The organism is uncultured Ralstonia sp. (assembly GCA_913056305.1).
Classification (GTDB): Bacteria; Pseudomonadota; Gammaproteobacteria; order Burkholderiales; family Burkholderiaceae; genus Ralstonia.
Map to the genome: position 1 here is coordinate 1 of CAJXMR010000300.1, position 4,608 is coordinate 4,608.

Below are 4,608 nucleotides of genomic sequence, written 5' to 3' on the forward strand. Positions count from 1 at the left end.
AGGTGTACGAAGACGACCACACCGTCGCCTTCATGGACATCATGCCGCAGGCCGATGGCCACGTGCTGGTGCTGCCCAAGGAAGGCGCGGCGCAGTTGTTCGACCTGTCCGACGAGGCCGCTTCGGCCGCCATCCGCACCACGCGCAAGCTGGCCCGCGCCGTGCGCGCCGCCTTCACGCCGCCGGGCATCGCCGTGTTCCAGTTGAACGGCAGCGCAGCCGGCCAAACCGTGCCGCACGTGCACTTCCACGTGCTGCCGCGCTACAACGACACGCCACTGCAGCCGCACGCCCGCGTGCAGGCGGACCACGACAAGCTCAAAGTCCACGCCGAGAAGATCATCGCCGCGCTGCAAGCGGAGTGACGACCGCCATGACGCGGCCGGCGCGATGACTGCGCGTTAGCCGCCATCGCGCCCGACTGCGCGAAAACCCGATCCTGTCGTCATCTGCCGCCGGGCACCTCGCGCGCGACCGCGCCCTTCGGGTGGCGGTACCAGCCTGGGTCGCGATAGTCGTTGCGGCCAAGGTTGTCGCGCACCTTCATCACCGTGAACATGCCGCCCATCTCGATCGGGCCGAAGGGGCCGGTGCCCGTCATCATCGGCAGCGTGTTCTCGGGCAATGGCATCTCCATGCCGCCCATGCCGCCCATCGCACCGCCGGTCTCGCCCATCGGCATGTAGTCGGGGATCAGGCGGTTGATCTTCTCGGCCACGCCGCGCTGGTCCACGCCGATCATGGTCGGCACCTGATGCCCCATCGGGTTCATGGTGTGGTGCGCCTTGTGGCAGTGGAAGGCCCAGTCGCCGGCGTCTTCGGCCACCAGCTCGATGGCGCGCATCTGGCCCACCCCCACGTCCACCGTCACCTCAGGCCAGCGCGCGGCCGGTGGAATCCATCCGCCGTCCGTACCCGCCACCTCGAATGGCACGCCGTGCAGGTGGATCGGGTGATTGGTCATGGTGAGGTTGCCGAAGCGGATGCGCACGCGATCCCCCGTGCGCACGGGCAGCGGATCGATGCCTGGAAACACGCGCGAGTTCCACGTCCACAGGTTGAAGTCGGTCATCTCGTTCACACGCGGCGTGTACGAGCCGGGGTCGATCGCGTAGGCAGCCATCAGGAAGGCGAAGTCGCGGTCGACCGGCATCTGCGCCGGGTCTTTCGGGTGGACGATGAACAGGCCCATCATGCCCATCGCCATCTGCACCATCTCGTCGCTGTGCGGGTGGTACATGAAGGTGCCGGCGCGGCGCAGCTCGAACTCGTAGACGAAGGTCTTGCCGGGCGGGATGTGCGGCTGCGTGAGGCCGCCCACGCCGTCCATGCCGGACGGCACGCGCATGCCATGCCAGTGCACCGTGGTGTGCTCGGGCAACTTGTTGGTGACGAAGATGCGCACGCGGTCGCCCTCTACGCCTTCCAGCGTCGGCCCGGGCGACTGGCCGTTGTAGCCCCATAGGTTGGCCTGCATGCCGGGCGCGATCTCGCGCACCACGGGCTCGGCCACCAGGTGGAACTCTTTCCAACCGTTGCGCATGCGCCAGGGCAGCGTCCAGCCGTTGAGCGTGACGACGGGGTTGTATGGGCGGCCAGTTTTCGGTTGCGATGGGGCCTGCGTGGCAGCATTCGCTCGCGTGGCGGCCTCGGGCAGCGTGGCGGCGGCGGCCTTGGAGACCAGGCTCGCACCGAGTGCGACGGCGCCGGAGCCTTGCATGAATTGTCGACGGGTCAGCATGTCAGTGCGCGTGGGATTCAGTGGAAGACGGTGTCGTCTCGGAAGGGGCCGTGGCAGCCGGGATACGGCCACCCAGCGCGGTGCGCAGGTCGGCATCGGCCAGCCAGTAGTCGCGCAGTGTGGCAATGGCGCCTTGCACCGCGCCCACCTGCTCGCGGGCATCGGCCAACAGCTCGAACACGCTCGCGAGCATGCCGTTGTAGCGCAGCAGGGTCTCGTCGGAGACATGCTTGCGCAGCGGCACCACCTCATCGCGGTAGTGGCGCGCCAGGTCGTATTGCGTCTGAACACTGCCGTAAGCGGTACGCACCTCGGAGCGCGCATTGATGGCGGTCTCGCGCAGGCGCTGTGCGGCCTGCAGGTACACCGCCTGCGCGCGCGCCACGCGGGCCCCGCCCCAATCGAACAGCGGGATCTCCAGCCGGACTTCCCAGCCGTTCTCGCGGCCCTTGTCGGTCTCGTAGTTGTGGGCAAAGCCGGCGTCGAGCACGTTGACGAAGCGCGTGGCCTGCGTGAGCCCGAGGCTCGCCGCCACCGCCTGGGTCTGCTGGCGCGCGGCCTGCACGTCGAAGCGGCTTTCCATGGCGGCCTGCTCAAGTCCGCGCACGTCCGGACGCTCGGCCGGCAGGTCGGGCAGGCGGTCCGGCAGCGTGTAGCCGGCGTCGGCGCCCCACAAGCCCAGCGTGCGCGTGAGAGTCTCTCGCGCGGCACGCGCCTCGTTGCGGGCACGGGCCACGCCGGCGGCGGCATCCGCATAGAAGGCCTGTTCGCGCAGGTGGTCGAGCTTGCTGAAGTTACCGGCGCGGGCCATGCGCTTGGCCAGTTCCGCGCCGGCCTGGGCGGCGTCGTTCACCTGGTCGGCATAGACCGCGAGCTGCTGCGCGGCGACGGCGTTGACGTAGGCACGGCGCGCGTCGGCGACTAGTTGCAGGGTCTGGTCGGCGGCCGTCAGCCGCGCCTGGGCGAAGCGGCGCTGTTCGATCTGCGTGGCAAGCGGCAGCGTCAGCAGCTGCAGCACGTTGAGCGAGAACAGCCGCGTCAGCTGCAGGTCGTTGGCCGAGTGCACGCGCGAGAAGGTGAAGCCCGGGTTCGGCAGGCGACCGGCCTGCACGAGATCGGCCTCGGCGATGCCCAGTTCGGCATAGCGCGCCTGCAAGCCCGGGTTGTTCAGCAGCGCGATCTGCACGGCGTCTTCCATCGACAGCGGCTGGGCCAGCAGTTCATGCGTGCGCGTCTGCACGAGGTCGCGGTCGGCGTCGGAGCGGACCCAGACGGCGTCCTTGCCGAGCCGGGTCTTGGCGGCGTCCTGCGCCGGCCCGAAGCCGCCGTCCGGCGAGAACGAGGCGCAACCTGCCAGCACGGCGAGCACCGGCAAGGCGAGCGCCCATCGCCCGCGGCGTGACGCGCGGGAAAAATTGGATTGCGGCATGGCGGTCCCTTCAGTGCTGCATGCCGGGCATGTCGGCCATGTGCCCGCTGTGGTCCATGGGGCCCATAGGTTCCGTGTGGCCACTGTGACCCGTCGGCGGCATTTGGCCCATTGAGTGATGGTCGTGGTGCGCCATCGCCGGTGCCGAGTCTTGCACGGTGGCGGCGGCACCGTCCTGTGCACGCATGCCAGGCGCGGCGGGTTGGTAACGCTGGTAGTCAGCCAGACCGGTTGCCGCCTGTGACTCCGGCACCGGGGCATGCGGGTCGGCCGGATCAGCCTGGGTGGGGGTTGCGGCTTGCGCCAATGCGGCAAGCAGGAAGACGGCGGCCGCCAATGCGTGCACGCCTCGATGCGAAATCTTCGAGAAAGTCATCATGACCTCCAAACGGTGGGTGGCCGTCACGAACGCGCACGCCACGCAAGCAGGCGCACGCAACGGACGGAACAGGCGTCGGAACGGCGGCCGCAACGGGCCGCCGGGAGGTCAGGCGGAGGTGGGAGGCCGCTCGGGCCCTTCGGGGATATAGCTGTCGAACGACTCGGCCGGCAGGCGCGGCGCGGTCTTCAACGCGATGAGCGCGGGCACGAAGGCGGCGGCGGAGACCACGATTCCATGACCCACCGAGCACGCCGCGCAGATGGCGCACGATGCGGCCGCCGGCTTGGATGCCTTGGCGTCAGCGCGTATGTGATCCGGCTGCGCCTGCATGTGATGCATGCCCGCGTGGTCATGCATCGCCATCGCCGGCTGGGCGTGCGCGTGCGCCGGCATGCGCGCGTCGGCGCACGTCAGCATGGACGCAGCGACGGCGCCCTGCATCGGCACAGCCAGCGCCAGCAGCACGAGCAGCAGCAATCGGAGGATTCGGGAACGCACAACCATGACGCGCAGTCTAGCACTGCCGATGGAATCCGGGCCGATGCCCCGCGCCCGCGCTGCGTGACAAGCCACCGGCCGGTGCCTGCGCCTTGTCATCGTGAAAGCCGTCGGTGGCCTACACGATGCGCCGAGCAGGCCAACCGCCCGCCGGGTGGGCGGACCAGGTTCCGGCGGGTGTTTCCGGCGTAGCGGAGGACCCGGCTGTTCTGGGCCGCGCCGGTCAAGTCCCGATGCGCAGCGCCGAGGGCGTACGCGCCGCATCGCGCCCATCGTCCCGCACCGCCTGACGATACGCAGCCGACACCAGCAAACCCAGGAAGCGCACCAGCCGGCGCGGCGCGTTGACGTCTTCCGTCACGGCAAAGCGCGCTGGGCAACCGTTCACGGGCTCGCCGGAGAGCCAGAAGCGCACGCCGGCCGGCACGTCGATCGACTGGCCGGGCTTGAGCCAGATGTCCTGCAACTGGTCTTCCTGCGTGACCCACAGCAGCCCGGCCTGTGCGGCGATGGTTTGGGCCCGTGCCGACCGCCAGCTCACCGGCACGCCCGGCCGGT

General features: G+C 69.5%; 6 protein-coding genes. 1 reads left to right on the top strand and 5 read right to left on the bottom strand.

Annotation, left to right across the window (positions count from 1 at the left end; genetic code table 11):
* A partial coding sequence (locus QZ609_RS24830) for an HIT family protein (RefSeq protein WP_295500615.1) occupies window positions 1-365 on the top strand: 365 nt, incomplete at its 5' end.
* An 80-nt stretch (window positions 366-445) separates the two neighbouring features.
* Here QZ609_RS24830 and QZ609_RS24835 read toward each other — a convergent pair.
* From QZ609_RS24835 to QZ609_RS24855, 5 genes are all read right to left on the bottom strand, one after another.
* Window positions 446-1,741 (bottom strand): copper oxidase, encoded by a 1,296-nt coding sequence (locus QZ609_RS24835; RefSeq protein ID WP_295500618.1) that lies wholly within the window; start codon window positions 1,739-1,741, stop codon window positions 446-448.
* Between the two features lies 1 nt (window position 1,742).
* Complete coding sequence (locus tag QZ609_RS24840; RefSeq protein ID WP_295500622.1) at window positions 1,743-3,170, bottom strand: TolC family protein; 1,428 nt, start codon at window positions 3,168-3,170, stop codon at window positions 1,743-1,745.
* A gap of 10 nt (window positions 3,171-3,180) precedes the next feature.
* A complete protein-coding gene (locus tag QZ609_RS24845) occupies window positions 3,181-3,546 on the bottom strand; it encodes a hypothetical protein (protein WP_295500625.1) in 366 nt (121 codons plus the stop codon).
* 111 nt (window positions 3,547-3,657) lie between these two features.
* Entirely contained in the window at window positions 3,658-4,029 is a 372-nt protein-coding gene (locus QZ609_RS24850; protein WP_295500628.1) for a DUF2946 family protein, read from the bottom strand.
* A 244-nt stretch (window positions 4,030-4,273) separates the two neighbouring features.
* On the bottom strand, window positions 4,274-4,608 hold a 335-nt coding region (locus tag QZ609_RS24855; RefSeq protein WP_295500630.1), incomplete at its 5' end, for a DUF2917 domain-containing protein.

Excerpts from the sequence above, each read along its gene's own strand:
- QZ609_RS24840 (WP_295500622.1), bottom strand. The coding sequence starts at position 3,170 with ATGCCGCAATCCAATTTTTCCCGCGCGTCACGCCGCGGGCGATGGGCG.
- QZ609_RS24845 (WP_295500625.1), bottom strand. The coding sequence starts at position 3,546 with ATGACTTTCTCGAAGATTTCGCATCGAGGCGTGCACGCATTGGCGGCC.
- QZ609_RS24835 (WP_295500618.1), bottom strand. The coding sequence starts at position 1,741 with ATGCTGACCCGTCGACAATTCATGCAAGGCTCCGGCGCCGTCGCACTC.